The organism is Mesorhizobium sp. CU3 (assembly GCF_006442965.1).
GTDB lineage: Bacteria > Pseudomonadota > Alphaproteobacteria > Rhizobiales > Rhizobiaceae > Mesorhizobium.
The window spans coordinates 81,951-107,126 of the sequence record NZ_VFWX01000007.1; the positions used below are offsets into that span (position 1 = coordinate 81,951).

The window sequence follows — 25,176 nt, forward strand, 5'->3', positions numbered from 1 at the left end:
AAGGCGGAAGGCTTGTCCCGGACAAAGGGAAAAGAAAATTGGCGGAAAGTAAGATGCCGGATCGGCCGTTTTACCAGCCTGGCGCCAGCAGCGTGGAAGGCATGCCGCTGATGCTGCAGATGTTCCACACGCAGCCGCTGGTGATGCTCAAGCCGCATTGGCACGCGCAGGTCGAGGTCAATTTCATCGTTCGCGGCAGCGTGCATTACCTGATGAACGATCACGAGATCGCGCTGACGGCCGGCGAGATGTGCCTGTTCTGGGGCGGCCTGCCGCATCAGATGGACGATCTTTCCGACGACGCCGTCTATGCCGGCGCGCATCTGCCGCTGGTGCATTTCTTCCGGCTGCATCTGCCGGCGGATGTCCGCCACCGGCTGATGACGGGCGCGACGCTGGTGACGTCGGCGACCGACCAGTCCGACGACCACAATTTCCAGCGCTGGAACAGCTACGCGCGATCGGGCGACGCGGTGAAGGCCGAGCATGCGGTGAACGAATTGCTGCTCAGGCTGGAGCGGGTGCGCTTCGAGCCCTACGATCTGGTCTCCGGCGCATCTACCGGCCAGGTGGCCGGCGGCCCGTTCGACCAGCAGTCGTCGCGCAATGTCGGGCGCATGTGCGATTTCATCGCCGAGAATTTCCTCTACGAGATCGACTGCGTCGACATAGCGGCGGCGGCGGAGATCCACCCGAAATACGCCATGAGCATCTTCAAGAAGTCGACCGGCATGACGCTCAACGAGTATGTCAATCTCCTGCGGCTGAGCTACGCGCAGGCGCTTTTGATGCATGAGGACGCCAATGTGCTGCGCGTCGCCATGGATTCAGGCTTCGGCTCGCTCAGCGCCTTCAACAAATCCTTCCGCAAGCTCGCCGGCATGTCGCCCAAGGACTTTCGCCGGGCGGGCATTCGCTAGCACCTTAAGGGGAAGGCGGCTTCACCGCCGGAAAGCTGACGATCACGTCGAGGCCGGGATTGCGGTCTTCCAGCGAAATCGTGGCGCCGTGCAGGTCGGCGACCGCCTTGACGAGGCTGAGGCCCAAGCCGCTGCCCGGCGTCGTGCGGCTGGAATCCAGCCGGTAGAGCCGGCGAAAGACCTTTTCGCGCTCCTCGGCCGGAATGCCAGGCCCATTGTCGCGGACATGCACCACTACACGATCGACTTGCCCGGTGGCCGCGAGTTCGATCGTGGTGCCGGGTGGGCAGTGCCTCAGCGCATTCTCGACCAGATTGGCGAGCATTTGCATAAGCAAGTCACGGTCACCGTGGATATACCATTTCGTACCCGGAATGAGCTTTGTCGAAAGTGACTTCCCGTCATCCTCGGCGACGTCGGCATAGACCTCGCCAATGGTCTCGACGACATGGCCGACATCGACATCGACGAAACGCGCCTTGCGCGCGCCAGCCTCGATCTGGGCGATGCGCAGCAGCGCGTCGAAGGTTTCGTTGATCTGCAGGCTTTCGGCGCGGGCGTCGGTCAATTCGCCCGAAACGTCCTTGCCGGCGGCAGTCTTGTCGGCGGCGGATTCCAGGATCATCTGCAGGCGGTTGAGCGGCGTCTTCAGATCATGGGCGATGTTGGCGCTGACCTCGCGCATGCCGTCGACCAGCGCCGACAGGCGCTCCAGGGCGGCGTTGACCTGGCCGGAGACCGCATCGATGTCGTCGCCATTGCCGATCAGCGGGATGCGGGCGCCGAGCCGTCCGTGGGAGACCTCGACCATTGTGTCGGCGATCGCGTCGAGACGCCGTTGGACCCGCGAGGCAAGCACCGCGCCGCCGGCGATCGCCAGGCCGGTGATGAACAGCGTCGCCCAGCCGAAGCTCATCAGGATGATGGTCTCGAGCTCCTCGGTTTCCGAGAGCGAGAAGGCGACCGTCAAATTGTTGTCGCCGACCCTGCCCGAGTAGGCGCGATATTCCGTGCCGGGCGGCACACCAGGCAAGGCAGCGGTGAACATCGAGAACCCGTCCGGCAGGTCCGTGGCGGCGAAATCCCCGGCCAGGCGGTTGCCGCTATGGTCGGTGAGGGAAAAGATCTGGTCGCTGTCCTGGCTGAACTGGGCATGGTCCCTGACGGTGGCGACAAGATCCTCCTCGTCGCTCTCGGCATAGGTCGCGGCGATCAGGGCGTAGGTTTCCTTGATCGACCGATCGAGCTGCTTGGCGAGTTCGGCGCTCATCAGTTGATAGACGATCGCGCCGGAGAGGATGAAGGCGAGCAGGAACAGGAAGGCGAAGGTCAGCGCCAGCCTGAACGGCGTGCTGCGCAGCAGGCTGGCGCGCGGTCCGTTCATGCGGCCTCAGCTCGGTGCATGCAGGCTGTAGCCGGTGTTGCGGATCGTGTGGATGAGCGGCACGTCGAAAGGCTTGTCAACCTTGGTGCGCAGCCGGCTGATATGCGTCTCGACCACGCTGGTCTTGGGGTCGAAATGAAAGTCCCAGACGCGCTCGAGAAGCATGGTTCGGGTGATGACGCGGCCCTCGCCGCGCATCAGCACTTCGAGCAGGCTGAACTCGCGCGGCTGCAGGTCGATCGCTTGGCCCTGCCTGGTAACACGCCGCTGGATCAGGTCCATCTCGAGATCTGCGACGCGCAGGCTGGTCTTCTGCTCGGGCGCCGTCGGCCGCCGTCCCAGCGCATGGATGCGGGCAAGCAATTCCGAAAAGGCGAAGGGTTTCACCAGATAGTCGTCGCCGCCCGCTTCCAGCCCCTCGACGCGGTCGTCGACGCCGCCGATGGAGGTCAAGAAGATCACCGGCGTGCGGACTCCGGCGGCGCGCACCGCCTTGATCATCGACAGGCCGTCGAGGCTGGGCACCATGCGATCGGCAATGATCACGTCATAGGCGGTGCGGGTCGCGGCAAAGAGACCGTCATGGCCGTCGCGCAACTGGTCGCAGACATGGCCGGCCTCGGTCAGTCCCCTGACGATATAGTCGGCGGTTCTCGCATCGTCCTCAACAAGCAGAAGTCGCATTGCCCAGTGCGGTCCCACCCTTTGCTGCCTCAATCCCGCCGGCATGGTAGCGCCGGGTGCGGCTTTTTCTTGGCCGGCCGCCGGCCATACCATCGCTGACAGGGAACGCCCATCCTTACCGAAAACGCCTCAATCGAGAAGGGCATGATCATCTTCATCAATGATGTCCTTCAGCGTCATATAGAGAACGATGGCCACGATGCAGCCGAGGAAGGCCAGGCTGGTGAAGGTGGTGCCGAAGCCCATGCCGCCATATTCGACCGGCTGCGAAAGCAGGTCGCCGAAGGAGGCGCCGAGCGGCCTCGTCAGGATATAGGCGAGCCAGAAGGCAAGGATGCCGTTCAGGCCGAGGAAGAAGTAGGCGAGGGCGATCGCCGCGATCACGCCGCCGAAGATGAGGCCGGTGGTGAGGTAACCCATGTCGAAGCGTTCGGCGACGAGATCGCCGGCGGCCGTGCCGAGCGAGAAGGTGAACAAGATAGCCAGCCAGTAGAAGATCTCGCGCCTGATGGTGAAGATGGTGTGGATCGACAAGGTTTTTTCGCTCGCATACCAGGCCACGAAGGTCAGCGCGAGGACGATGGAGAAGACGATCGTCGTCGTTTCCAGCCGCACGCCGAAATTGTCGACGAGGTTGTCGGTGACCAAAGTGCCGACGATGCTGATCAGCACGACCGCCAGCCAGTAGGCCCAGGGCACATAACGCTTCTGGGCGAATTGCAGGACAAGGGCGGCGACAAGGACGCCGGTCATGATGAGCGAGGTGGTGGTGAGGCCGAGGCCGAGATTGACGGCCAGATAGTCGGCCGCCGTCTCACCCATGGTCACCGCCATGACCTTGATCAGCCAGAAATCGACGGTGACTTCCGGAACCCGGTTCAGTTCGGACTCGTGTTCGTTGATGATTGCGGTCATGGCAATGTCCAACTCCGGTCTCTGGCGATTACTTGCCGATGATCTTCATGGCCTGGGCGAAGAAGTCGTCGGCGCGCTTGTCGTCATCGGCATTGCAGCGCTCGATGCCCTTGGTCTCCAGCTCGGAAACCTTGTTCTTGTCGGCATCGTTCAGCGTCGCCTTGGCCTCGGCGGCGCGCAGGTCCTTCAGCGCGGTCTCGCAAGGCGTCGGGGCGGCAATGGCCACAGCAAGCGGAGTGACGATCGCGACAGCGGCAAAAGCGAAGGCAAAGGCAAATTTGTTCATGACTTTATCCTGATGTTTGGGCCGGTGTTCGGCTCCTGTTCGGGTCGCCTCAAAATTCCGTGAGGCGATCGTGAAGTTAGGCAGGCAAATTCACCGCAGCCTGTCCGCGCGCTTACAATTTCGTAAGGTCGGTCAAAAACGTTCGCCTGGCCTCGTCATCGCGCGGTGGAAGAGCTAGAGAAAGCTCGGCGTCCCCTGTCGGCACCGGAGCGTGAGAAAAGAATGGCTTACACGTCCCTGAAAGCGGCACCGAAGGCGTTCGACCAGGACAAGCGTCTGATCGTCGTGCAGGCGGCCGCCGTGTTTGCCGTCATCCTGCTTCTGTTCAGCAGGCCGGCCCTGGCCGAAGGCTCGAACGGGCATGAAATCGTGGAGACGATCGGGTTTGCGATGGTGCTGATCTGCTTCCTTGGCCGGCTGTGGAGCATCCTTTTCGTCGGCGGCAGGAAGAATGACGAGCTGATCGTGTCCGGCCCCTTCTCGATGACCCGGAACCCGCTCTACTTCTTTTCGACCGTCGGCGCTGTCGGCATCGGGCTGATGTTCGGCTCGGCGCTGGCCGCAGCGATGCTGGGCCTGGCAAGCTACGCGGTCTTCCGCTTCACCGCGGGCAAGGAGGCGGAGTACCTCGCCGGCAAGTTCGGCGCCGTCTACACGGCCTATGCCGACCGCACGCCGCGCTTCTGGCCGAACCCGCTGCTTTACCGCGACGAGGACCAGTGGCTCTTTTCGACGCGCGCGCTGAAGAGCACGTTTTGCGACGGCCTCTATTTCCTGGCGCTGTTTCCGGTCATCGAGACGGTCGAGTATTTCCGCGCGAGTGGTGCCCTGCCGACGCTTTTCACCGTTTACTGATCAGCGCGCCTTGTCGCGCGCCCCACGCCGCACGCTATCGAGGAGAATTGCCAGGCAGCCGGCGAGCAGCAGCAAGCCGCCGATCAGCGGCGGCAGTGCGAGGAGCTTCACCGCCGCGGCGACCAGCGCGATCAGGATCAAAGCCAGCAGCGCCAAGCTGCCGTCATCGACAAACATGCCGCCGAGCTCTTTGATAATGATGCGGACTATGGTCATCGAGCGGCTCCCTCGGCCGGATAGGCGCCGCGCAGCCAGCGCACGATGGCGAAGGACGCCAGCGCCACGATCGCGAATATGCCAAGCAAGGCCAGGTCCTCGCCCGGCCATTCGGCGCCAAGGCCCTCGCCGGTCCAGAAAATGCCGAAGCTGGTCAGCATCAGCCCGACAACGAATTTGAGGGCGTTTTCCGGGACGCGCGTCAGCGGCCGGTGCACGGCGAGCCCGATCAGCATCACCAGCACGAAGGCCGCCAGCGCGCCGAGGCTTGCATAAAGCGTCTGCCCATGCGCGGCGCCGACGGCAATGACGATGAACACCACTTCGACACCTTCGAGCAGCACCGCCTTGAACGAGGCCACGCCGGCCAGATAGTCGGCGCGGCGGTCGTCGGCCTGCCGCTGCAAGGTGGCTGTTTCCTCGGAAAAGGCATGCGCTTCGTCATGTAGCGCAATGACGCCGACGCTGCGCAGGATGGCTTTCCTCAGCCAGCGCATGCCGAACAGGATCAAGAGCACGCCGACGACGAATTGCAGCACGGTGATTGGCACAAGCGCCAGCAGCGGCCCGAAAACGAGCACCAGCGCTGCCAACACGGCGAGCGCCAGGGCCGCCCCCGTCAGCGCCGGGCGCCAGCCGCGCGTGACGCCGACAGCCAGCACGATGGTGAAGGCCTCGACCACTTCGACGAAGGACGCCAGGAACGACGCCGTCACGGTGGACAGAATGGGTGACAGATCGTTCATTCGGGCTTCCGTTGAATCGGCGGGCTCACCTGGCTATCTGCTTCTATGCAATTCCAAAGCAGAAGCCCTTATAGCTTTTCCTGATATTGCTGGAGCAACACAAGAGTTTGAGCGGCTCAGCTCAACCGGAATGGAGCCATGAAGAAAATCGGATTCCTGTCGTTTGGGCATTGGTCACCCTCGCCGCAATCGGGCACGCGCTCGGGCGCCGATGCGCTCTTGCAATCGATCGACTTGGCGGTCGCGGCCGAGGAGCTCGGCGCAGACGGCGCCTATTACCGCGTCCACCATTTCGCCCGGCAGCTCGCCTCGCCCTTCCCGCTGCTGGCCGCGGCCGGCGCGAAAACCAAACGTATCGAGCTCGGCACCGCCGTCATCGACATGCGCTACGAGAACCCGCTCTACATGGCCGAGGATGCGGGCGCCGCCGACCTCATCGCCGGCGGGCGTCTGCAGCTCGGCATCAGCCGCGGCTCGCCCGAGCAGGTGATCGATGGCTGGCGCTATTTCGGCTACGTGCCGGAAGAGGGCAAGAGCGACGCCGACATGGCGCGCCGTCATTCGGAGATCTTCCTCGACCTGCTGCGCGGCGAAGGCTTTGCCCAGCCCAACCCCAGGCCGATGTTCCCCAATCCGCCCGGATTGCTCAGGCTCGAGCCGTTCTCGGCAGGCTTGCGCGAGCGCATCTGGTGGGGCGCGGCCACCGACGCCACCGCCGTCTGGGCGGCCAAGCTCGGCATGAATTTGCAGAGCTCGACGCTGAAATTCGACGAGAGCGGCGAACCGCTGCATGTCCAGCAGGCCAAGCAGATCAGGGCCTATCGCGCCGCCTGGAACGAGGCCGGCCACACGCGGGAGCCGCGCGTCTCGGTCAGCCGAAGCATCTTTGCGCTGGTCAACGACATGGACCGCGCCTATTTCGGCGGCAGCGAGGGCGAGGACCATTTTGGTTACATCGAGCCGGAGAAACGCGCCGTATTCGGCCGCACCTATGCCGACGAGCCGGACAAGCTGGTCGAGCAGCTCAAGCAGGACGAGGCGATCGCCGAGGCCGACACGCTGCTGCTCACCGTGCCCAATCAGCTCGGCGTCGACTACAACGCCCATGTCATCGAGGCGATCCTGAAGCATGTCGCGCCGGCCATGGGGTGGCGGTGAGGGTGGGTGGCGAGCCACCTCTCAGCGATGGTAATTGGGCCAGAGGGGATGCACAGAGATTTTGACCGGCTGGCCATGCGTGCGTTGGCAGGCGGCATGCCCTGGAGATTGGCCGAAACGCCCATCGCAATCGTCATCCACGGGCGGAGCAAGGAGCGAAGCGACGCGCGCAGACCCGAGGATCCATGCCGTGACTTGGAAGCGCTGCGGCGGTCCAGAATTCTGCACCGTTGCATATTTCGGCCCAGGTAACGGAATGGATTCTAGGGTCTGCGCGCGTCGCTTCGCTCCTTGCTCCGCCCTAGAATGACGAGATTTGGGAGTGGCGCTGCCGCCCTCGATAGCCCGTATCTGATATTGACACCCGGCAAATCTGCACATTATCTTGGCGCGTAATCGGTTACGTAACCGATTACGGCTCAATCAAGTGGAGGAGACTAATGAGCAAGATTTCGAACACGCATGGGCTTGGCCCGTTCTCGCGCCGCCAGTTCCTGAAGACCAGCGCTCTGGCCGCCGGCGCGCTTGCACTGCCGCTCGGCCCGGTTCTGGCCGCCGACAAGCCGAGGGTCGGCCTGGTTATGAAGTCGCTGGCCAACGAGTTCTTCAAGCAGATGCAGGCCGGCGCGGAGGATTACGCGGCCAAGAACAAGGACAAGTTCGATTTCGCCGCCGTCGGCATGAAGGACGAGCGCGATTTCGCCGCGCAGGTCGACGCGATCGAGAACTTCATCACCCAGAACTACAACATCATCGTCGTGGCGCCGGCCGATTCCAAGGCGATGGTGACGCCGATTGCCAAGGCGCTGAAGGCCGGCATCAAGGTCATCAACATCGACGTCTCGCTCGACGAGGAGGCCAAGAAGAAGGCCGGCATCGACCTCGCTTTCTTCGGCCCGGACAACCGTGCGGGCGCCAAGCTTGCCGGCGACGCGCTGGGCAAGGCGCTCGGCAAGGGCGGCAAGGTCGTCATCCTCGAAGGTAATCCGGAGGCCGACAACGCCAAGGAGCGCAAGCTCGGCTTCGACGACTCGGTCAAGGAAAACGGCCTCGACCTGCTCGATTCCAAGACCGCGCATTGGGAGACCGAGGAAGCCAACACGCTGATGACCAACTTCCTCACCCAGCATCCCGACATCCAGGGTGTGATGGCGGCCAATGATTCGATGGCGCTCGGCGTCGTCAAGGCGATCGACGCGGCCGGCAAGTCCGGCCAGATCAAGGTCGTCGGCTTCGACAACATCCCGGCCGTCGGCCCGCTGCTCAAGGAAGGCAAGATGCTCGCCACCGTCGAGCAGTATGGCGCGCAGATGGCGGCGATGGGCATCGACTACGGCCTGCGCGAGCTCGCCGGCGAAAAATTCTCGGGCTGGGTCAAGACCGACATCAAGCTGATCACCGCCTGAGGCGAGCAAGCGCCGGGACTCCCTCCGGCATCGTGCTTGTCTCACCATCGCCGTCGGCACAGTGCCGGCGGCGGTGACGATGCGCAGCTACCGCCGCGAATATGCGCGGTCTAGGATTCCTCTGCCTATGGATGCGATTCTCTCCCTCGAAGGGGTCGGAAAGATCTTTCCCGGCGCCGTCGCGCTCAGCGACGTGTCGCTGTCGATCGCGTGTGGCGAGACCCACATCATCCTCGGCGAAAACGGCGCCGGAAAATCGACGCTGATCAAGCTGCTCGCTGGCATCTACCAGCCGGACTCGGGCACGATCGCCTTCAACGGTGAGCCCTACCAGCCGAAGACGCCGCATGACGCGCAGCTTTCGGGCATCCGCATCGTGCATCAGGAACTGAACCTCCTGCCCTATCTCAGCATCGCCGAGAACCTGATGCTGGAAAGCCTGCCGCGCCGCGCCTTCGGTATCGTCGATCGCAAGGCGCTGAACAGCCGCGCCGTGGCGCTGCTCAAGGAAGTCGGGCTCGACATCGACCCGCGTACCCGGGTCGAGGCGCTGGGCGTCGCGCAGATGCAGCTGGTCGAGATCGCCAAGGCGCTGAGCTACGACTCGAAGCTGCTGGTGCTCGACGAGCCGACGGCGACGCTGACGCCGCCGGAGATCGAGCGGCTGTTTGCCATTATCAAGCGGCTGAAGTCCCGGGGTGTCACCATCATCTACATCTCGCACCGGCTGCATGAGGTGTTCGAGATCGGCAACCGGGTGACGGTGCTGCGCAATGGCCGGCTGGTCGCCACCCGCGAGCTGCAGGGGCTCACCGTGCCCGACCTGGTGCGCATGATGATCGGGCGCGACATCGCCGACGAATATGGTTTCGACGCCTCGATCGTGCCGGGCACGGTGGCGCTCAGCGTCGCCAATCTGAAGCGCGACGCTTCCACCCCGGACATCTCCTTCGCCGTTCGCCATGGCGAGATCCTCGGCGTCGCAGGGCTGGTCGGCAGCGGCCGCACCGAGGCGATGCGGGCGCTGTTCGGCGCTGATCCGAAGCTCGACGGGCTCGTCGAGATCGACGGCAAGCCGGTGGCGATCGCCGCGCCCAAGGACGCGGTGCGGCATGGCCTCAGCCTGCTCACCGAGGACCGCAAGGGGCAAGGGTTGCTGCTCGACATGCCGGTCGACAAGAACATCACCATCACCGATCTGGACAAGGTTTCGCGCAACGGGCTGCTCAACCGCCGGGCCGAAGTCGCGGCCGCCAACGACCTCGTCGGGCAGCTGCGGGTCAAGGCAAGCTCGATCGAGCAGGCGGTGCGCAACCTCTCCGGCGGCAACCAGCAGAAGGTGGTGCTGGCCAAATGGCTGTTCCGCGGCACCTCGACGTTGATCCTCGACGAGCCGACGCGCGGCGTCGACATCGGCGCGCGGCGCGAGATCTATCAGCTGTTGTGGATGCTGGCGGCGCAGCAGAAAGGCATCATCATGGTGTCGTCGGACCTGCCCGAGCTGATGGGCATGTGCCACCGCATCATCGTCTTCTCGAAAAACAAAATCGTCGGCGAGGTGCCGCGCGCCGAGTTCGACCAGGAGCGCATCCTGTCGCTCGCCTATCAGGAGTATGTGCGACCATGAGCGAGACGTCCGAGACAGTCGTGGCGGCGCCCGTTTCACCGGCCAAGGCGAAATTCCTGCGCTTCCTGGTGCGCGACGCCGGCGTGCTGCTCGCGCTGGTGCTGATCACGCTGTTTTTCTCGGCGACCGCCCCTTACTTCGCCACATCGGGCAATGCGCTAAAAATCTTCGTGCAGATCGCCATCAACACGGTGCTGGCGGCCGGCATGACCTTCGTCATCCTCACCGGTGGCATCGATCTTTCGGTCGGCTCGGTGCTGGCGCTGTGCACCGTGGTCGGCGCCACCGTGATGATCGACGAGAATCTCTCGCCGGCGGTCGCCATCACGCTGGCGCTGCTCGCTTGCATGGCAACGGGCGCCGTCTGCGGCTTTCTCAACGGCTGGATCTCGACGCGCTGGAAGATTCCCTCCTTCATCGTCACGCTCGGCATGCTCAACATGGCGGCGGGGGCGGCGCGCGTGGTCAGCGACAATTCGACCATCACCGGCCTGCCGCAAAGTTTCGTCGATTTCGGCAATCTCATCATCGGCGGCTTCCTCCCGTCGATCTTCCTGATCGCCGTGCTGGTGATCGCGGCCGGCTGGTTCGTGCTGCGCTTCACCGTCTTCGGCCGCATGATCTTCGCCGTCGGCACCAATGACGAGGCGGTGCGGCTGTCGGGCCACAATCCGGATTTCTACAAGGTCGCCGCCTTCACCATCAGCGGGCTCACCGCCGGCATCGCGGCGATGGTCTATCTGTTGCGCCTCAATATCGGCAGCCCGATCGCCGGCGTCGGCTACGAGCTCAACGCGATCGCCGCCGTCATCATCGGCGGCACCTCCTTGAGCGGCGGCAAGGGCTCGATCATCGGCACGCTGGTCGGCGCCTGTATCCTGCAAGTGCTGTCGACCGGGCTGCAGTTGCTCGGCGTGGGGGACAACTTCAAGCCGATCGTGATCGGCCTTGTCATCGTGCTTGCCGTCATTCTAGACGCATATCGGGAGCGGCTGCTGCGGAAGATTCGGTAGGGGGTTCAGGGGACCAGGGACCATGACGACGATTGCCGATGTTGCGCGTCACGCGGGAGTATCCGTCGCTACCGTCTCGCATGTGATGAACCACACGCGCCATGTCGAGCCGGAAACGGCCGAGCGGGTGCGCGCAGCGATCGCCGCCTTGCGCTACAGTCCGAATTCGGTGGCGCGGAGCCTCAGGCGCGGCGAGACCAAGACCATCGGCCTGCTGCTTCCCGACAATTCCAACCCGTTCTTCGCCAGCGTCGCGCGCCAGATCGAGGACGCCGGCTTCGTGTCGGGCTATACGGTGATCCTGTGCAATTCCGACGGCAGCGCCGAGAAGGAGGAGCGCTATCTCTCGGTGCTGATGGCCAAGCAGATCGACGGGCTGATCTTCGCCGGCTCGTCCGACCATGCGCGTGTGTTCTCGCGTCTCTTACCCAACGTGCCGGCGGTGCTGCTCGACCGCGAGATCCAGTCGGTCAACGTCGATTCGGTGCTGGTCGATCACGACCATGGCGGCTACCTCGCCGGAAAACATCTGGTCGCGCTCGGCCACGAAAAGATCGGCGTCATCGGCGGCCCGCGCGATTCGAGCTCCGGCCCGGCGCGCTTGCGCGGCTTTGTCCGCGCGCTCGAGGAGGCCGGGCTCGAACTGCCGCCGTCGTCGATCGTCGATTCCGACTATCATTTCGCCGGCGGCCGGCTGGCGATGGAACAGCTGATGGCGCAGGCGCCTCAGATCACGGCGCTGTTTGCCTGCAACGACCTGATGGCGATGGGCGCGCTGACGCTGCTGCGCTCGCGCGGACTGCGGGTGCCGGACGACATGTCGATGATCGGCTTCGACGACATCCCCTATGCCGTCACCACCTGGCCGCCGCTGACGACGATCGCGCAGCCGGTGGAAAAGATCGGCACGCGCGCGGTGAGCCTCCTGCTCGAGCGCCTCGGCGATCCGGCCGCCGCGTCACGCCGCGAGGTGCTGGCGCCGGTGCTGGTGGAAAGGGAGAGCTGCGCGGCGCGCGGGTAGTACGGGGCAATCATCGATGCTGGCACCGGCGCTTTCGCCAATCGCCAACGCTGCACTATAGGCGCCGAGATCGCGGCCAGCCCCCTTCTCCCCGTTCACGGGGAGAAGATGCCGGCAGGCAGATGAGGGGCAGCGCCGAGGCTGCAAGATTGCCTTCAAAAGCCATCCGTGGAGGCCGCAATGTGCTCATTTTCGACCGCCGCGCCGCCCCTCATCCGCCCTTCGGGCACCTTCTCCCCGTGAACGCGGAGAAGGAAAGGGCGTCACGCCGCCGGCTGCATCGCGGCCCTGAGCAGCATCCCGAACAGGTCGCGCGGCTCGTCGGGGTCGGCGAGCAGGTCGAGTTCTTCGTAGAGGCCGGTGGCCTGGAGCTGGTCGCGGACATAGCGCAGCGCGGAAAAATCCTCGGTGGCGAAGCCGACGCTGTCGAACAGCGTGATCTGTTTCGCCGACTTGCGGCCTTCAGCCTGGCCGGTCATCACCTGCCATAGCTCGGTCACCGGATGATCGGCGTCGAGCTGCTGGATCTCGCCCTCGATGCGGGTCTGCGGCGGGAATTCGACGAAGATGTCGGAGCGCAACAGGATGTCGCGATGCAGCTCGGTCTTGCCCGGGCAGTCGCCGCCGACGGCGTTGATGTGGACGCCGGAGCCGACCATGTTGTCGGTAAGGATGGTGGCGTACTGCTTGTCGGCGGTCACCGTGGTGATGATGTCGACGCCTTCGACCGCGTCCTGCCCGGTCGAACAGATGGTGACATCAAAGCCCTTGCCGGCCAGGTTGCGGGCGCATTTTTCCGAGGCCGAGCGGTCGATGTCATAGAGCCGCAGCCGGTCGATGCCGAGCAGCGCCTTGAAGGCGATGGCCTGGAACTCCGACTGGGCGCCGTTGCCGATGATGGCCATGGCGCGCGCACCCTTCGGCGCCAGATACTTTGCCGCGACGGCCGAAGTGGCGGCGGTGCGCAGCGCCGTCAGGATGGTCATTTCGGTCAGCAGCATCGGATAGCCGGAGCCGACATCGGCCAGCACGCCGAAGGCGGTGACGGTCTGGCGACCCTCGCGCATGTTCTTCGGGTGGCCGTTGACATATTTGAAGCCGTACATCTTGCCGTCGCTGGTCGGCATCAATTCGATGACGCCGTCATGGCTGTGCGAGGCGATGCGCGGCGTCTTGTCGAACAGTTCCCAGCGGCGGAAATCCTCCTCGATGTAGGAGGCCAGCTCGGTGAGGAAGCGCTCGACGCCGATGGCGAGCACCAGCTTCATCATGCGGTCGACGCTGACGAAGGGAACGATGGCAAGGCGCGAAGGCTGGGTCATGATCAGAGGCTTCCGGAGTGGCTGCGGGTCGGGCGGTCCATGATGCGGCGGCCCATCAGGCTGGCGGTCAGGTCGACCATCAGGGTTGCGGTGCGGCCGCGCTCGTCGAGGAAGGGGTTCAACTCGACCAGGTCGAGGCTGGAGACCAGGCAGCTGTCGGACAGCATCTCCATCACCAGATGCGCTTCGCGAAAAGTGGCTCCGCCGGGCACGGTGGTGCCCACCGCCGGCGCGATCGAAGGATCGAGGAAGTCGACATCGAGGCTGACATGCAGGAGGCCGTTTTCCTTCTCGACGCGGGCGAGGAAGGCGCGCAGCAGCGGCGCGATGCCGTGCTCGTCGATGGCGCGCATGTCGTGCACGGTGACGCCGGCATCGTTCAGCGCGCGGCGCTCGGCCGGGTCGACGCTGCGCAGGCCGATGGCGCAGATGCGGGCCGGATCGACGGCCTGCGGCAGGTCCGGAAAATAGCCCTTGAAGCCCGCCTGGCCGCTGGCATAGGCGAGCGGCACGCCGTGCAGATTGCCGCTGGTGGTGGTGTCGAGCGTGTGGAAATCGGGATGCGCGTCGAGCCACAGCACGAAGAGCGGCCGGCCGCGCTCGGCGGCGCGGCGCGCGACGCCGGAGACCGTGCCGGCGGAAATCGAATGGTCGCCGCCGAGAAAGATCGGCATGGCGTTGTTCGCAGCCGCATAAGCCGTCTCGGCGATCGTCGCCGTCCAGGCCGAAATTTCGGGCAGCGCCTTCAGCGCCAGATTGCCGTGCACGACGGGACGCGCGGCGAGTTTCTCGACCGCGCCCCAGTCCTCGACCTCATGGCCGAGTTCCGCAAGCATCGAGACAAGGCCTGCCGTGCGCAGCGCGCTCGGCCCCATCTCGCATCCCATCCTGCCCGCGCCGTCCTGCACCGGCGCGCCGACGATCCTGCAACGCATAATTCTTCGTCCTCGCGATTGATTGCGCGGATTGGATCATCGGCAGCTGGCGGTTTGAACAGCCAAAATTGGCATTTCGAGAAGACTATTCTATCATATTGGACAGATAATTTGACCGAAATGGACAAGGTATGGACGCTCTCGACGAAAGATTGGTGACGCTGCTGAGGCACGACGCGCGGCGCAGCGTGTCCGACCTCGCCATCGATCTCGGCGTCTCGCGCGCCACGGTCAGGTCGCGCATGGAGCGGCTGGAAAAATCCGGCGAGATCATCGGCTACACGGTGGTGCTGCGCGCCGACGCGGTCGATCAGAGAATACGCGGCGTGATGACGATCGAGATCGAAGGCCATGCCGCCGACCGCGTGGTCAAGGCGCTGGGCGGGTTGGCCGAGGTCTCGACCATCCACACCACCAACGGCCGCTGGGACCTGGTGGTGGAATTGGGTACTGCGACGCTCACCGATTTCGACGCGGTGCTGCGGCGGATCAGGCTGATCCCCGGGATCACGGGCAGCGAGACGAGCTTGCTCTTGGCGACGCCGCGCACGACGCGGGCGCGGCTGGGATAACTGGCCGGATGCGGCGGCGCCGATGTTAGGCCGGGAGGCTCACATCGGCACCGCCTTGCGACGAGCGTTTATGCGTCAGCCGTTCGGATAGTAACCGCCGTCGGCGCCGTCACCCATATATGTTCCCTGCCCAGTGTCGTTCTGGAGCCGCTGGTCCAGCGCGTTGATCTGCCCCAACGCCGAACGGCCTTCGGAAACCCTGATGGTATCGGCCTGCTGCATCAGATCGCGCGCCTGGCCCGCCGTGAGCTTGCCGGCATCCTGCGCTTCGCGAATGCCCTGCTTGACGCCCTGCAACTGGTCGAACACCGCCCTCGTCTCCGGATCGGCCGGCACCGATGCCGTGGTCGTGGTGTCGACCTTGTGACGGTGAACCGCATAGGCGCTGGAAAGCGGTATCGCCGCGAAGATCGCCGCAGCCGCGATAATCCTTGGTGTGAAAGAACGCATGATGACATCTCCCGAGGGTTGAGAAGCGGTAAGACCGCTTTTCCGAAATGGGGCCGTCAGGTCGCGTCGTGTCGCGGTGGAGTCAGTCATTCATCGCCGGCGGTACTCGGTCCCGAAAATGCCATATAGTGGACATGTTGGCGTCGAAACCGGGGTGGAACGCTAACGTTATCCGATGTGATCGCGCGGTGAAGCGCCGTGATCAGTACCAGGGCCACAAATGAAAAAGGCCGGATTGAACCGGCCTTTTTTCATGCTGCTTAATTTCCTGAGGAAACTGGAGCGGGTGAGGCGATTCGAACGCCCGACCCCAACCTTGGCAAGGTTGTGCTCTACCCCTGAGCTACACCCGCTCGCGCGGCCTTGGGCCGCAAGCCGGGCTTATATGACCGAAGCGCGCGGCGATTGCAACAGGGAAATGACGGTGTTTTTGGAGCTAGCTCTCCCACCCATGTTCCCTGTGCGGACGTGGGATTCGTGCTGGCCGATCGCGGCGGCCTTGCCCCGGAAGCATTCTTGGCCGTAAACGGCGTCAGACTGTTCGACCGCGCGAGGACCGATGCCGAAGACCGAAGCCGAGCTCAATCAATTCCTTGCCGATCTCGGCATTGCCGTTTCGACGGTCAGGCACCCGCCGCTCTATACGGTCGCCGATTCGCAGGCGCTGCGCGGCGAGATCGCCGGCGGCCACACCAAGAACCTGTTCCTGAAGGACAAGAAGGACAATTTCTTCCTGGTCACGGTCGGCGAGGAGGCGGAGGTCGATCTGAAGCAGATCCACCATCTGATCGGCGCCGCCGGCCGGGTGTCGTTCGGCAAGCCGGAGATGCTGATGGAGCTGCTCGGCGTCATTCCGGGCGCGGTCACCGTGTTCGGACTGATCAACGACACGGCCGGGCGGGTGAAAGTCTTCCTCGACCAGGAGTTGATGAGCCACGACGTCATCAACGGCCATCCGCTGACCAATGAGGCAACGACCTCGATCGCCGCCGCCGATCTGATCAGATTCGTCGAGGCAACCGGCCACGATCCTGTTATCTTGAAAGTATCGGCTTGATCGCCACATGTGGGCGAAAGCGAAATCCGACAATGACGCGCCCGACGCCGGCGGCGCGACCGAAAGGGCGACGACATGAGTGACAACAATCCCTATGGCGGCTCGTTCGGCAGCGGCGGCCAATATGCCCAGACGGTGCAGTATGGCGGCGGCGACCGCCCCAAGGTCTCGCTCGGCGAGGCGCCGGCGGCGGCCGATCTGATCAAGGACACCACGACCGCGACCTTTGCCGCCGACGTCATCCAGGAATCGCGCCGTCAACCGGTGCTGGTCGACTTCTGGGCGCCCTGGTGCGGCCCCTGCAAGCAGCTGACGCCGCAGCTCGAAAAGGCGGTGAAGGCCGCCGGCGGCAAGGTCAGGCTGGTCAAGATGAACATCGACGACCATCCATCGATCGCCGGCCAGCTCGGCATCCAGTCCATTCCTGCGGTCATCGCCTTCAAGGACGGCCAACCGGTCGACGGCTTCATGGGTGCCGTTCCGGAAAGCCAGATCGCGCAGTTCATCGAGAAGGTCGGCGGCAAGGGCAATGGCGCGCCGCAGATCGCCGATGCGCTGGCCGCGGCCGCCGAGGCGCGCGCGGCGGGCGATATCCAGACCGCAGCCGACATCTATGACGCGGTGCTGGAACAGGCGCCCGAGACCATCGAGGCGATCGCGGGTTTGGGCGAAATCCTGTTCGAGGCCGGCGACGCCGAAGGCGCGGAGGCGGTGCTTTCGCGCGCGCCGGATGACAAGAGGGACGCGCCGGCGCTCGCTGCGCTGCGCACGAAGATGACGCTCGCGGCGGAAGCAGCGGCGCTCGGCAATCCGGCCGAGTTCGAGAAGCGGCTCGCCGCCAACCCGGCCGACCACCAGGCGCGCTTCGACCTGGCGATGATCCAGAACGCGCGCGGCGAACGCCACGAGGCGGCCGACAATCTGCTTTCGATCGTCAAGGCCGACCGGACCTGGAACGACGACGGCGCCCGGGCGCAGCTGCTGAAATTCTTCGAAGCCTGGGGAATGACCGACGAGGCGACGCTGGCGGCGCGGCGCAAGCTTTCCTCGCTGCTGTTTTCCTGACCTTTGCCGGCTTTATTTGCCGGATGGCCTTGCGGCAGGCGGCGGCGACGCCAGATAGAGCGGCAAGCCGCTGGCCCCGCCGTCTCTTTGTTTGTACGCAATTCCGGACGGAAAACCGCTACGCACTTTTCCTGGAATTGCTCTAGGCGGCTTGCAAGTGCCGGAGACCGGGAGGAGAGTGCTGGTTTGACAGGTCGGTCAGCGACGCCGGAGCAGTTTGCCGTTTCGCGGAAATCTCGAAACGGCTTATGTTCTTGTTCTTGCGCAGGTCCGGAACCGTCGCACGGTTTTCCCGGAATTGCTCTGTCGGAGGGTTGAGGTGCAGGTCGGAAACGCGCGCTATCGGCTCGCAAAGGATTTTCCGCCGACGATCCCGGTGTTTCCGCTTGCCGGTGCGTTGCTATTGCCAGGCGGGCGCATGCCGCTCAACATCTTCGAGCCGCGTTACCTGCAAATGATCGACCAGGCGATGGCCGGCGCGCGGCTGATCGGCATGATCCAGCCGAGTCTGGACGGCGCGCTGCGCGATGACGGCGAGCCGGAACTGTGCAATGTCGGCTGTATCGGGCGCATCATCTCGCTCGCCGAGAGCGGCGACGGCCGCTATCTGATCTCGCTTCAGGGCGTGTGCCGCTTCCGCGTCACGCAGGAGCAAACGGTGAAGACGCCGTTCCGGCAAAGCCGGATCGCGCCGTTCCTGGCCGATCTCGCGGAGGATCAGGCCGGCGCCGATGTCGACCGTCCGGCGTTGCTCAAGGCGTTTCGCGCCTATCTGCAGGCCAACGAGCTGGAAGCCGACTGGGAAAGCGTCAGCCGCGCCGAGAACGGCATGCTGGTCAATGCGCTGTCGATGATGGCGCCCTACGGCCCGGCCGAAAAACAGGCGCTGCTCGAGGCGCCGGACCTGAAGACGCGCGCCGAAACGCTGATCGCCATCACCGAAATGGCGCTGGCGCGCGAGGGGGATGAGTTTGGGTCCAGCATCCAGTAGGATGCGCCGATCAGGTGAGGCCGGCCTGCGTTCTCGGCTCGGCCTGACCTGAATCTCGGCACATCCAAGCTGTGGGCGATTGGAAAAGGAAGTGCGATGGCCGATGGACGTGACGGGCGCAAGGCCGAGATCGACCCGAAGCTTCTGGAATTGCTAGCCTGCCCGCTGACCAAGGGGCCACTGGCCTGGGACCCGGAGCGCAGCGAGCTGGTGTCGCGGGTCGCCAAGCTTGCCTATCCGGTGCGCGACGGCATCCCGGTCATGCTGCCCTCGGAAGCGCGTTCTATTTCCGCCGAGGATGTCTTGCCGGCGGCGCCGCCGCGGTTGGGTGGGCCGTCGTAGATTTCCTCCGCTGAAGACGTTTCCGAACGAATGCAGCAACTTTCGAAGTTGGCAGGAGCATCATCTCGTCGTCATCCCAGGGCGGAGCAGCCGCGAAGCGGCGTCGCGGAGACCTGGGATCCATGCCGTGACCTCGTACGAGGAACGCAGCGGAGCAGAATTCTGCTCCGTAGCGGCGCCCGCAAGTCGCGGCATGGATCCTCGGGTCTGCGCGCGTCGCTGCGCTCCTTGCTCCGCCCGTTGATGACGAAGACGTTTTCGCCGCTGCTGCGATCCCTATTGTGTGCTGGAAACCGCTGCTATTGAAAATTCCTCCCCTTGGGCATGACCTGTCGCGCCTCGCTCGACAGCGTCGCGATATCCTGGCGGACCGGCAGGCCGCGGCCGTCGGACCGGTCGGGGATCGTTTCGCCGGGTCGATGCTCGATGGTGGGCGCGGCTTCGTGTAACAGCACGCTCAGCCATGAGGTCAGGTCCTCGATCCGGTCGGCGACGATGTGGATGACGTCCGATTCATGCTGCAATTTGCCGGTGACGCGGATGAAGCGCGCGCCCATCACCACCGAGCGGAAGCGGTCGAAGACGCGCGGCCAGATGATGACATTGGCGACCGCCTTCTCGTCCTCCAGCGTGACGAAGATGGCATTGCCCTTGCCCGGGCGCTGACGCACCAGCACTAGGCCGGCGACCGAAACGCGGCGGCCGTCGCGCACCGAGGGCAAATGGGCGTTGGGGGTGATGCCGGCGCGGGTGAGCCGCTCGCGCAGGAAGGCGACCGGATGTTCCTTCAGCGACAGGCCGAGCGCGCGGTAGTCGTGCACGACATGCTCGCCGAGCGGCATCTTCGGCAGCCTGGTCTCCGGCTCCAGCTCGCGCAGGCGGAGCGCCGGCTGGTCGAAGAGCGGCAGTTTTTCGGCAGCGGTCCTGCCGTCCAGCGCGCGCACTTCCCAAAGGGCCGCGCGGCGGTCGAGGCCGATCGAGCGGAAGGCGTCGGCCTCGGCCAGCTTCTGGATCTCGCCGACATCGAGGCCCGAGCGCAGCCAGACATCGCGGACCGACCGGTAGCCGTCGCCGCGCTGCGTGACGACGGCCTTCATGCGCTCCTCGGACAGGCCCTTGATCTGGCGGAAGCCGAGGCGGACGGCATGAGCCGTCTCGATGACGCCGCGCATCGAGGCGTGGCGCTGCTGGATGCACGCCGGATCGAAGGCGGATTCCTCCAGCGTGCAGTCCCAGACGGAATGGTTGATGTCGACCTCGCGGATGTCGACGCCATGGTCGCGCGCGTCGCGGACGAGCTGGGCCGGCTGGTAAAAACCCATCGGCTGCGCGTTCAGGATCGCGGCGCAGAAGACGTCCGGATAGAAGGTCTTGAACCAGCAGGAGGCGTAGACCAGAAGCGCGAAGGAGGCGGCATGGCTTTCGGGGAAGCCATATTCGCCAAAGCCCTCGATCTGCTTGAAGCAGCGTTCGGCGAAATCCTTCTCGTAGCCATTGCCCACCATGCCGTCGATCATGCGCTGGCGGTAGTTGCCGATCGTGCCGGTGCGCTTGAAGGTCGCCATGGCGCGGCGCAATTCGTCGGCCTCGCCCGGCCTGAAGCCGCCGGCGACGATGGCGATCTTCATCGCCTGCTCCTGGAACAGCGGCACGCCCAACGTCTTGCCGAGGATCTTTTTCAACTCCAGGCTGGGATAATTGACACTCTCCTTGCCCTGCCGTCGACGCAGGTAAGGGTGGACCATGTCGCCCTGGATCGGGCCGGGGCGCACGATGGCGACCTCGATGACGAGATCGTAGAAATTTTTCGGCCGGAGGCGCGGCAGCATCGACATCTGCGCGCGCGACTCGATCTGGAAGACGCCGAGCGTGTCGGCCCTCTGGATCATGGCGTAAACGTCGTCGTCCTCTTCGGGAAGCGTGGCAAGCACGTAAGGTCGGCCGAAGGGATCCCGCGCCCGCGGATAATGATCGGTGAGCAAGGTGAAGGCGCGTTTCAGGCAGGTCAGCATGCCAAGCGCCAGCACGTCGACCTTGAGGATCCTCACCGCGTCGAGATCGTCCTTGTCCCACTCGACCATCTTGCGCTCGTCCATCGCCGTCTTGACGATGGGCACGACCTCGTCGAGCCGGTCGCGGGTGATGACGAAGCCGCCGACATGCTGCGAGAGATGGCGGGGGAAACCCATGATCTCGTTGGCGCGCTCCAGCACCTGGCGCGACAGCGGATCGGTGCGGTCGAGGCCGCCGGCATTGGCTTCCCTTTCGCCGAGCTCGGAGGTCGACCAGCCCCAGATGGTGCTGGACAGCGCGCTGCGGACGTCTTCCGACAGGCCCATGGCCTTGGCCACCTCGCGCAGCGCCGAGCGGCCTCGATAGCTGATGACCGCGGCGGCCAAGGCGGTGCGCTTGGCGCTGTATTTCGTATAGATGTACTGAATGACCTCTTCGCGCCGTGCGTGCTCGAAGTCGACGTCGATGTCGGGCGGCTCGTTGCGCTCCTCGGAGATGAAACGCTCGAAGAGCGTGTCTATGCGCTCGGGCCCGACTTCGGTGATGCCGATGCAGAAGCAGATGATCGAATTGGCGGCCGAACCTCGGCCCTGGCATAGGATATCCTGGCTGCGGGCGAATTTGACGATGTCGTGGACGGTGAGGAAATAGCGCGCATAGTTCAGGCGCTCGATCAGAGCGAGTTCGCTGTCGATGCGCTTCGTGACATCCTCGGGGATCCCGCCCGGGTAGCGTCTCATGGCCCCTTCATGCGCCAGCCGTTCGAGCTCGGCTTGCGGGCCAAGCCCGGATTCAGTCGGCTCGTCCGGATAATTGTATTCGAGATCGCTGAGCGAGAAGGAGAGCTCCCCGGCGAAGCGCAGCGTCTCGGCCAGCGCCTGCGGGTGGCGACGGAAAAGCCGCGCCATCTCCAGCGGCGGCTTCAGGTGGCGCTCGGCATTGGCTGCGAGCTCCAATCCGACCTCGGCAACCGGCGTGTTGAGGCGGATCGCGGTCAGCACATCCTGCAGCGGCCGGCGCTCGGCGGCATGGTAGAGCACGTCATTGGTCGCCATCAGCGGGACGCCAAGGAGGTCGGCTATCGCCGCTGCCTGCTCGATGCGGAAGCGGTCGTTGCCGGCATAATCCAGCGCCACGGCCAGCCGAAGGGCTGCGCCGAAACGGTCCTTGAGCCGGCTAATAAGAGGCAGGCTGCCCTCAGCGTCGACGGACAGGTTAGGCAGGACCGCCAGCGACATCCGGTCCCCCCATTCGAGGAGATCGCCCAGCTCGAGCAGCGTCGCGCCCTTCTCGGTCTCGTCGCGCAGATTGGCCTGGGTCAGCATGCGGCAGAGATGCCCCCAGCCCTGGCGGTTGCGCGGATAGGCGAGGATGTCGGGCGTGCCGTCGCCGAACACCAGACGGCAGCCGGGGTGGTAGGCCATCTTCTCGACCTTGGCCTGTTGCCAGGCGCGCACGACGCCTGCCACCGTGTTGCGGTCGGCGAGACCGATCGAGGCGAAACCGTAGAATTTCGCCGTCACCACCAGTTCCTCCGGCTTGGAGGCGCCGCGCAGGAAGGAGAAATTCGAGCTGATGCCGAACTCGGCATAGGGGATGGCGGTCAGCGCATTCATGCGAACACCCCATGCATGAACCAGCGCGGCGGCGCGGCCTGCGGTGCGCTGCTGTAAAGACCCTGGCGGTAGAGCCAGTAGCGGCGGCCCTCGCTGTCCTCGATGCGGTAATAGTCGCGGGTGGGCGCTTCCGCCTCGCCGGGCAATTGCCGCCACCATTCGCCGGCGATGCGCTCCGGCCCTTCGGCGCGGGCGACGCGGTAGAGCGCCCGCCGCCAGCGGAAATTCATCGGCGGACCTTCCGGGATCTCGGTCGCCGGCACCTCGATCGGTTCGGGCGAGCGGAACAGCCGCACCGGCCGCTCCGGCGGATAGATGGTCATCGGCGGTGCCGTCCGGTCGGGCTTCGGCGCGCGCCTTTGCGGCGCCTCGGCGAAGGGCACCGCGGTCACGGCGCGCTCCGGCAGATGGCTTTCGACAACGACGGGTTTCAGCACGGCGGCCTCGCCCAACCGGGCGCGGATGCGGTCGGCAAACAAGGCGATGTCGGCGTCATCGTCGGTTTCCTCGCCGGCAAGGTCGCCCTGCAACATATCGAAGGCGGCGACCGACAGGACCGAGAGCCGCACGAGGTCGAAGCCGAAGCCGGCATCGATGTTCTGCTCCATCGCGGTCAGCCTTTCGTGGAACAGCCTTTGGATCAGCCGCGGCTCGCGCATCGGCCGCGAGGTGCCGACGGAGATGCGGCTGACGGCGCCGTCGACGCGGAAAAGCAGAAGCGCGAGCGTCCGGGCGCCCTCGCCGCGGCGTTCGAGGTCGCTCTTCAAGGCGACGGCAAGCCGGCTCACCAGCCGCTCGATGTCGTCGGTGAGCATGATCGGCTCGGCCAGATGCCGCTCGACCGAAAGCGGCGCGACGGGCAGGCGCGGCGACACCGCCTCGTCGAGCCGGCCGAGCGCCTGGTCGAGACGCAGAAGCAGAGTGGCGCCGAAACGACGGGCGAGCGGGGCGCGGGGCGCGGCCATCACCGCGCCGGCGGTGCGCAAGCCGACGCTTTCGAGGCCAGTGCGGGTTTGCGGCGCGATGCGCAGCGCCGACAACGGCAGCGGCGCCAGTAGCTCCTCCTCCTCGCCACCGGCGACGATGCGGTCGCCATGGAAGCGGGCCGCCGCCCAGGCGGCGCCGGGGGTCGAGGCCAGCCCGGCGCGGACATCGAAACCCTGCTGGAGGAAGCGGGCGAGGATTTCCTCCTGCATGGCGCGTTCGCCGCCGAACAGATGCGTGCAGCCGGTGACGTCGAGGAACAACCCGTCCTCGCCGTCGATCGCCACCAGCGGCGTGTAGCGATCGCACCAGTCGGCGAGGCCTTCGAGCAGGCGGCGGTCGGCTTCCGCGTCGGCCTCGACCACGTCGATGGTCGGGTGCATGGCGCGGGCGTCGGCAATGCCCATGCCGCGCTTCAGTTTCAGCGCCTCAGCCTGCTCGTCGAGGGCCGCGATGCGCTGGGTGTTGTTGTCGCGGTGGCTGATCACCAGCGGCAGATGCTGCGACGGCCGGGAACGCCAGGACCGCCCCAGACGCTGGCGCAGGATCCGCTCCGCGGGCAGATGCGGGAACCACAGCGACAGGATCCTCTGCCCGCTCTTTCTCGGCGCTTCTTTCTGCGAAAGCGTGCTCATTGGGGTTCCACTCCAGTGTGAATTGTCCGGGAAGCGCCGTGCGGCTCTTGCCGATGTCGACGGTGAAGGCGGGGCGGCCGATCGAGCCGGCGAGCGGCCCGGCTACCGTCTCGCGGCTTGCCGAGGGTGCCGCCGAAACGATGAGGCGCACGGGCGCCGCGGTGGGTTCGGCCTCGCCGGCCTGGCGCAGCAGAAGCACCGGACGGCCGGCATTCTGGGCGCGGGCGTGCAGGCGCCGCGTGGCTGTGAGGTCGAGCCGCTGCGGACTGCCGCGGATCTCCAGGATGACGGCAGCGAAGGCTGTCATGCGGGCGGCCTCCTCGGCGATCCACAGCGCATCGAGCAGCTTCGGCGCTTCGGAAAACAGCAATTGCTCCGGGGCGATGCCGAACAAAGCGTGCAGCCCCCTGGCGTAGGGAAAGCCGGCCTCGTGGAAGATTTCGGCAGTGCCGATCCACAGGACCGGCAGGCCCTGCTTTTCCTTGAGGATCAGGCTGATGAGCGACAGCGCGAAACCGGCGACGGCTCCCGCGTCGCGGGTTTCCAGGCCATGGATTTCGCCGAGCGCCGCCTTGGGCAGGCCACCGCCGAGAGCGGTGTCCAGGCGTTCGATGCCGGTGCACAGGAGGGCGTCCGCCGAGGCCACGGCAAGGCCGCGCCGGACAAGCGTCATGTCGGAGCGAACGGCATCGGCAGACACACCAGCCACAGGCGCCTGCAGGCGCTCGGGCAGTGTTCCTTCGATCTTCGCGATCTGGCGGCGCAGGGCAAAAACAGTGTCCCGCGCCACGGCGCTCATCGCCATGACGTTCACTTCCGGCAGCAATTGTTCCTGTTATGTTCTTATAGATTCCAGAGGGTGCCGGAAGAGTCAAGCGGAGTCAGAAGGAATTTATTCCTTCGGCTTTTACCCGGAACGCTGCCGGCCAGCCCACTCATTTGCCTCGCTTCGTGCAAAAGCCT

The 25,176-nt window shown here is 65.1% G+C and carries 24 protein-coding genes and 1 tRNA gene; 12 read left to right on the top strand and 13 right to left on the bottom strand.

All coding sequences use genetic code 11. The features are described from left to right. Positions 1–53: 53 nt before the first annotated feature. Complete coding sequence (locus FJ988_RS12595) at positions 54–920, top strand: helix-turn-helix domain-containing protein (RefSeq protein WP_140818037.1); 867 nt, start codon at positions 54–56, stop codon at positions 918–920. A gap of 4 nt (positions 921–924) precedes the next feature. Here the strand turns inward: FJ988_RS12595 and FJ988_RS12600 are convergent, their stop codons facing one another. From FJ988_RS12600 to FJ988_RS12615, 4 genes are all read right to left on the bottom strand, one after another. Further along, complete coding sequence (locus FJ988_RS12600) at positions 925–2,304, bottom strand: HAMP domain-containing sensor histidine kinase (RefSeq protein WP_140818039.1); 1,380 nt, start codon at positions 2,302–2,304, stop codon at positions 925–927. Between the two features lie 6 nt (positions 2,305–2,310). Next, the gene (locus FJ988_RS12605; RefSeq protein WP_140818042.1) at positions 2,311–2,988 is read right to left on the bottom strand and encodes a winged helix-turn-helix domain-containing protein; all 678 of its coding nucleotides are present in this window, start codon (positions 2,986–2,988) and stop codon (positions 2,311–2,313) included. Between the two features lie 129 nt (positions 2,989–3,117). Beyond that, positions 3,118–3,903 carry a hypothetical protein gene (locus FJ988_RS12610; RefSeq protein WP_140818044.1) on the bottom strand — a complete coding sequence of 262 codons (786 nt, stop codon included), beginning with the start codon at positions 3,901–3,903 and terminating at the stop codon, positions 3,118–3,120. Between the two features lie 28 nt (positions 3,904–3,931). After that, positions 3,932–4,189, bottom strand: a complete 258-nt coding sequence (locus tag FJ988_RS12615; RefSeq protein ID WP_140818046.1) for a hypothetical protein — start codon at positions 4,187–4,189, stop codon at positions 3,932–3,934. Positions 4,190–4,411: 222 nt separating this feature from the next. Here FJ988_RS12615 and FJ988_RS12620 point away from each other — a divergent pair, with 222 nt between their 5' ends. Beyond that, positions 4,412–5,044: an isoprenylcysteine carboxylmethyltransferase family protein gene (locus tag FJ988_RS12620; protein ID WP_140818048.1), complete on the top strand. Its 633-nt coding sequence runs from the start codon at positions 4,412–4,414 to the stop codon at positions 5,042–5,044. Here the strand turns inward: FJ988_RS12620 and FJ988_RS12625 are convergent, their stop codons facing one another. Next, positions 5,045–5,260: a hypothetical protein gene (locus FJ988_RS12625; protein ID WP_140818051.1), complete on the bottom strand. Its 216-nt coding sequence runs from the start codon at positions 5,258–5,260 to the stop codon at positions 5,045–5,047. It abuts the gene before it with no gap. Next, positions 5,257–6,006 carry a COG4280 domain-containing protein gene (locus FJ988_RS12630; RefSeq protein ID WP_140818053.1) on the bottom strand — a complete coding sequence of 250 codons (750 nt, stop codon included), beginning with the start codon at positions 6,004–6,006 and terminating at the stop codon, positions 5,257–5,259. Before FJ988_RS12630 ends, FJ988_RS12625 begins: the two co-directional genes overlap by 4 nt. A 138-nt stretch (positions 6,007–6,144) precedes the next feature. On the opposite strand from FJ988_RS12630, the gene FJ988_RS12635 reads away from it, so the two are divergent. The 5 genes from FJ988_RS12635 (at position 6,145) to FJ988_RS12655 (ending at position 12,231) form a co-directional block, all read left to right on the top strand. Continuing rightward, the gene (locus tag FJ988_RS12635) at positions 6,145–7,164 is read left to right on the top strand and encodes an LLM class flavin-dependent oxidoreductase (RefSeq protein WP_140818056.1); all 1,020 of its coding nucleotides are present in this window, start codon (positions 6,145–6,147) and stop codon (positions 7,162–7,164) included. Between the two features lie 440 nt (positions 7,165–7,604). Continuing rightward, positions 7,605–8,570, top strand: a complete 966-nt coding sequence (locus tag FJ988_RS12640) for a sugar ABC transporter substrate-binding protein (protein WP_140818058.1) — start codon at positions 7,605–7,607, stop codon at positions 8,568–8,570. Between the two features lie 127 nt (positions 8,571–8,697). Further along, positions 8,698–10,197 (top strand): sugar ABC transporter ATP-binding protein, encoded by a 1,500-nt coding sequence (locus FJ988_RS12645; RefSeq protein ID WP_140818060.1) that lies wholly within the window; start codon positions 8,698–8,700, stop codon positions 10,195–10,197. Continuing rightward, positions 10,194–11,210, top strand: a complete 1,017-nt coding sequence (locus tag FJ988_RS12650) for an ABC transporter permease (protein WP_140818062.1) — start codon at positions 10,194–10,196, stop codon at positions 11,208–11,210. Before FJ988_RS12645 ends, FJ988_RS12650 begins: the two co-directional genes overlap by 4 nt. A 22-nt stretch (positions 11,211–11,232) precedes the next feature. After that, positions 11,233–12,231 (top strand): LacI family DNA-binding transcriptional regulator, encoded by a 999-nt coding sequence (locus tag FJ988_RS12655; protein ID WP_140818064.1) that lies wholly within the window; start codon positions 11,233–11,235, stop codon positions 12,229–12,231. Between the two features lie 263 nt (positions 12,232–12,494). Here the strand turns inward: FJ988_RS12655 and FJ988_RS12660 are convergent, their stop codons facing one another. Further along, positions 12,495–13,553, bottom strand: a complete 1,059-nt coding sequence (locus FJ988_RS12660) for an ornithine cyclodeaminase (protein ID WP_140818066.1) — start codon at positions 13,551–13,553, stop codon at positions 12,495–12,497. Positions 13,554–13,555: 2 nt separating this feature from the next. Continuing rightward, positions 13,556–14,488: an arginase gene (gene rocF, locus FJ988_RS12665; protein WP_140818068.1), complete on the bottom strand. Its 933-nt coding sequence runs from the start codon at positions 14,486–14,488 to the stop codon at positions 13,556–13,558. Positions 14,489–14,619: 131 nt separating this feature from the next. Between rocF and FJ988_RS12670 the strand changes: the two genes are divergently transcribed. Continuing rightward, on the top strand, positions 14,620–15,060 hold the full coding sequence (locus FJ988_RS12670) for an Lrp/AsnC family transcriptional regulator (protein ID WP_140818070.1): 441 nt from the start codon (positions 14,620–14,622) through the stop codon (positions 15,058–15,060). 75 nt (positions 15,061–15,135) lie between these two features. On the opposite strand, the gene FJ988_RS12675 is transcribed toward FJ988_RS12670, so the two are convergent. Both FJ988_RS12675 and FJ988_RS12680 read right to left on the bottom strand, forming a co-directional pair. Further along, positions 15,136–15,510 carry a hypothetical protein gene (locus FJ988_RS12675; protein ID WP_140818072.1) on the bottom strand — a complete coding sequence of 125 codons (375 nt, stop codon included), beginning with the start codon at positions 15,508–15,510 and terminating at the stop codon, positions 15,136–15,138. A gap of 278 nt (positions 15,511–15,788) precedes the next feature. Then, a tRNA-Gly gene (locus FJ988_RS12680) sits at positions 15,789–15,863 on the bottom strand. Between the two features lie 206 nt (positions 15,864–16,069). Between FJ988_RS12680 and FJ988_RS12685 the strand changes: the two genes are divergently transcribed. The 4 genes from FJ988_RS12685 (at position 16,070) to FJ988_RS12700 (ending at position 18,965) form a co-directional block, all read left to right on the top strand. Continuing rightward, positions 16,070–16,567 carry a prolyl-tRNA synthetase associated domain-containing protein gene (locus FJ988_RS12685; RefSeq protein WP_140818074.1) on the top strand — a complete coding sequence of 166 codons (498 nt, stop codon included), beginning with the start codon at positions 16,070–16,072 and terminating at the stop codon, positions 16,565–16,567. A 75-nt stretch (positions 16,568–16,642) separates the two neighbouring features. Next, a complete protein-coding gene (trxA, locus tag FJ988_RS12690) occupies positions 16,643–17,632 on the top strand; it encodes a thioredoxin (protein ID WP_140818077.1) in 990 nt (329 codons plus the stop codon). Between the two features lie 319 nt (positions 17,633–17,951). Then, a complete protein-coding gene (locus tag FJ988_RS12695; RefSeq protein ID WP_140818079.1) occupies positions 17,952–18,623 on the top strand; it encodes an LON peptidase substrate-binding domain-containing protein in 672 nt (223 codons plus the stop codon). Between the two features lie 96 nt (positions 18,624–18,719). Beyond that, the gene (locus tag FJ988_RS12700; protein ID WP_140818081.1) at positions 18,720–18,965 is read left to right on the top strand and encodes a Trm112 family protein; all 246 of its coding nucleotides are present in this window, start codon (positions 18,720–18,722) and stop codon (positions 18,963–18,965) included. Between the two features lie 299 nt (positions 18,966–19,264). Here the strand turns inward: FJ988_RS12700 and FJ988_RS12705 are convergent, their stop codons facing one another. From FJ988_RS12705 to FJ988_RS31160, 3 genes are read right to left on the bottom strand one after another with little or no spacing between them, the layout of a single operon-like run. After that, a complete protein-coding gene (locus tag FJ988_RS12705; protein WP_140818082.1) occupies positions 19,265–22,594 on the bottom strand; it encodes an error-prone DNA polymerase in 3,330 nt (1,109 codons plus the stop codon). Further along, positions 22,591–24,066 (bottom strand): DUF6504 family protein, encoded by a 1,476-nt coding sequence (locus FJ988_RS12710; protein WP_140818084.1) that lies wholly within the window; start codon positions 24,064–24,066, stop codon positions 22,591–22,593. The genes FJ988_RS12705 and FJ988_RS12710 overlap by 4 nt, the downstream gene beginning before the upstream one ends. Beyond that, positions 24,008–25,018, bottom strand: coding sequence for an ImuA family protein (locus tag FJ988_RS31160; protein WP_140818086.1), 1,011 nt, complete (start codon positions 25,016–25,018; stop codon positions 24,008–24,010). The genes FJ988_RS12710 and FJ988_RS31160 overlap by 59 nt, the downstream gene beginning before the upstream one ends. Between the last annotated feature and the right edge of the window lie 158 nt (positions 25,019–25,176).

Bases quoted from the DNA above. Each gene is read 5' to 3' on its own strand.
- FJ988_RS12595 (WP_140818037.1), top strand. From the start codon at position 54: ATGCCGGATCGGCCGTTTTACCAGCCTGGCGCCAGCAGCGTGGAAGGC.
- FJ988_RS12600 (WP_140818039.1), bottom strand. From the start codon at position 2,304: ATGAACGGACCGCGCGCCAGCCTGCTGCGCAGCACGCCGTTCAGGCTG.
- FJ988_RS12605 (WP_140818042.1), bottom strand. From the start codon at position 2,988: ATGCGACTTCTGCTTGTTGAGGACGATGCGAGAACCGCCGACTATATC.
- FJ988_RS12610 (WP_140818044.1), bottom strand. From the start codon at position 3,903: ATGACCGCAATCATCAACGAACACGAGTCCGAACTGAACCGGGTTCCG.
- FJ988_RS12615 (WP_140818046.1), bottom strand. From the start codon at position 4,189: ATGAACAAATTTGCCTTTGCCTTCGCTTTTGCCGCTGTCGCGATCGTC.
- FJ988_RS12620 (WP_140818048.1), top strand. From the start codon at position 4,412: ATGGCTTACACGTCCCTGAAAGCGGCACCGAAGGCGTTCGACCAGGAC.
- FJ988_RS12625 (WP_140818051.1), bottom strand. From the start codon at position 5,260: ATGACCATAGTCCGCATCATTATCAAAGAGCTCGGCGGCATGTTTGTC.
- FJ988_RS12630 (WP_140818053.1), bottom strand. From the start codon at position 6,006: ATGAACGATCTGTCACCCATTCTGTCCACCGTGACGGCGTCGTTCCTG.
- FJ988_RS12635 (WP_140818056.1), top strand. From the start codon at position 6,145: ATGAAGAAAATCGGATTCCTGTCGTTTGGGCATTGGTCACCCTCGCCG.
- FJ988_RS12640 (WP_140818058.1), top strand. From the start codon at position 7,605: ATGAGCAAGATTTCGAACACGCATGGGCTTGGCCCGTTCTCGCGCCGC.
- FJ988_RS12645 (WP_140818060.1), top strand. From the start codon at position 8,698: ATGGATGCGATTCTCTCCCTCGAAGGGGTCGGAAAGATCTTTCCCGGC.
- FJ988_RS12650 (WP_140818062.1), top strand. From the start codon at position 10,194: ATGAGCGAGACGTCCGAGACAGTCGTGGCGGCGCCCGTTTCACCGGCC.
- FJ988_RS12655 (WP_140818064.1), top strand. From the start codon at position 11,233: ATGACGACGATTGCCGATGTTGCGCGTCACGCGGGAGTATCCGTCGCT.
- FJ988_RS12660 (WP_140818066.1), bottom strand. From the start codon at position 13,553: ATGACCCAGCCTTCGCGCCTTGCCATCGTTCCCTTCGTCAGCGTCGAC.
- rocF (WP_140818068.1), bottom strand. From the start codon at position 14,488: ATGCGTTGCAGGATCGTCGGCGCGCCGGTGCAGGACGGCGCGGGCAGG.
- FJ988_RS12670 (WP_140818070.1), top strand. From the start codon at position 14,620: ATGGACGCTCTCGACGAAAGATTGGTGACGCTGCTGAGGCACGACGCG.
- FJ988_RS12675 (WP_140818072.1), bottom strand. From the start codon at position 15,510: ATGCGTTCTTTCACACCAAGGATTATCGCGGCTGCGGCGATCTTCGCG.
- FJ988_RS12685 (WP_140818074.1), top strand. From the start codon at position 16,070: ATGCCGAAGACCGAAGCCGAGCTCAATCAATTCCTTGCCGATCTCGGC.
- trxA (WP_140818077.1), top strand. From the start codon at position 16,643: ATGAGTGACAACAATCCCTATGGCGGCTCGTTCGGCAGCGGCGGCCAA.
- FJ988_RS12700 (WP_140818081.1), top strand. From the start codon at position 18,720: ATGGCCGATGGACGTGACGGGCGCAAGGCCGAGATCGACCCGAAGCTT.
- FJ988_RS12705 (WP_140818082.1), bottom strand. From the start codon at position 22,594: ATGAATGCGCTGACCGCCATCCCCTATGCCGAGTTCGGCATCAGCTCG.
- FJ988_RS31160 (WP_140818086.1), bottom strand. From the start codon at position 25,018: ATGGCGATGAGCGCCGTGGCGCGGGACACTGTTTTTGCCCTGCGCCGC.